At 31.3% G+C, this 1897-nt stretch carries 2 protein-coding genes; both read right to left on the reverse strand.

Translation table 11 applies throughout. The features are described 5' to 3' along the window. The coding region (locus ENL20_12385; protein HHE39350.1) for a hypothetical protein at positions 1-291 on the reverse strand (291 nt) is incomplete at its 3' end. A gap of 158 nt (positions 292-449) precedes the next feature. Continuing rightward, entirely contained in the window at positions 450-1526 is a 1077-nt protein-coding gene (locus ENL20_12390; protein HHE39351.1) for a hypothetical protein, read from the reverse strand. Positions 1527-1897 lie beyond the last annotated feature (371 nt).

Below are 1897 nucleotides of genomic sequence, written 5' to 3' on the forward strand. Positions count from 1 at the left end.
ATACCTTTTCAAAGCAAGTTGATCGATAAAATCTTTCAATGCTTTATCAAAAGAATATTTGGAATTTTCTTCTTTATTTTCTTTTTTTTGTGTAGCGGGAAATAATTTCAGAAATTGTTCTAAACTCGTATTATCTTGGGGGATTACCCAGCTTTTCTGATTTCCGCTGAAATAACATCCTCGAATCTTTTTTGCATGAACTTTTTGAAACTGAAAAGAAAACACTTCGATTTTATACCTGTTCTTTGAAATCGGAGTTAAACAATAATCTTTTGTTTTTATTTCATTCATTTTCCGTAAAACAACTTGCCTGAGTTGTTATTCCCCTGTTTTTCTCAAACTTACCCAAGTTCCCCTTTTTCTTTTCCAATAATGTGACTTCTCTAAGTTCTCGTTCCCTTTTTTATTAAACTTCCGAAGTTTTTTTAGTAACAATTTAGCAAATTGTTTTACACATCCAGATTATCCAAAGGACTTTGGATCACGCTCAAATCTCGTTTACTTACTTTTAAATACTTCATCGTGGTTTTGCTGTGTTTATGTCCCAGCATCTGCTGCACAAATCTGACATCGACTCCTTTTTCAATTAAATGAACTGCGAAAGAGTTTTTTAGAATGGTTAATGTTGCCGGTTTAGATATTCCGCTTTTCCGGACAGCACTTTGGAAAGATTTTTGCAATTTTCTTTTGGAATATTGTTTACCCGGATAAGATTCAAATAACCATTTTTGAGGGTTGTATTTTCTGTAATATTCGCGAAGAATATCCAGTAATTTTTTAGAAAGAACGACAAAACGGTCTTGATCTCTTTTTGCACTGCTGATAAAAATTTTCATTTTTCCAGAGTTAATATCTTTTACTTTTATATAAGTTACTTCACTTGGTGTCAAACCCGCAGAATATATCAGAAAGATCATACATTTATCTCTTAAATCCTTGATGCATTTTAGAATCTTGCTTACTTCCATCTCATTCAAAACTTGCGGAAATGTTTTTTCTCTCTTTGGTCGTGGCAGATAATATTCATCGATTTCTTGTTGTAAGACTTGATCGTAATAAAATTTAATAGCATTGATTGCTTGATTTTGAGCAGATGTAGAATACTGTTTTTCTACTACAAGATACAGCAAATATTTTCTGATCTGCTCTTGAGTGATGTCTTTTAACTGATAGTCTGAATAATATTTAAGAAATCTGAGGAAATGCAAGCGATATGTTTTTATAGTTGGTTCGCTGTAATTCTTTAACTTCATTGTTTCTATATATTCCGGAGGAAGTTTTACTTCAATTTTATTTGTAGAATTTCCGGATTGTTCAGGCTTAAACTTTAACTGTCCTTCAAATTGGTTATTCAAATTATGCAAATAATCAGGATGAAATGGGATATGCCAGAACTTATTGGAAACCGACCATTTTCGACCTTTGATAGATTTTATTTTCTTGATTGTATTATTGTTGTAACCGAAGAAAAAAGCAATTCTCTTTTCGTTGTCTATTTGTATAATTTTTGTCTTAATCAATTCCATTTTCAGTCCTGAAAAAATCAAAACTGAAATTCAATCCTGCTTTTTCCCTGTCAAGAAAAACATGAGATCATACACTTTCCAAACTTCATTACCATGTGAGAATATTTAACTGTATCGGAATGTTTTTTAAAACCTTCAAGGTTTGACAAACCTTGAAGGTTTGAATCAATCAATTCACCAAGTTATGTTCTATAAACTCTACGATCTATAAAATTTTATACATAGTTCTATAAAAGGTGGATCTATCAGAGGAACTTCAGAAAGAGGAGAATCATCAATATATCCAAAGAGCAGTAAAGCTATAAATAAAAGATTAACATTTCCCACTTGGATTTATGAAAATTGAATATCTATAAACTGCGTAGCAGTGC

Source organism: Candidatus Cloacimonadota bacterium, from assembly GCA_011372345.1.
GTDB lineage: Bacteria > Cloacimonadota > Cloacimonadia > Cloacimonadales > TCS61 > DRTC01.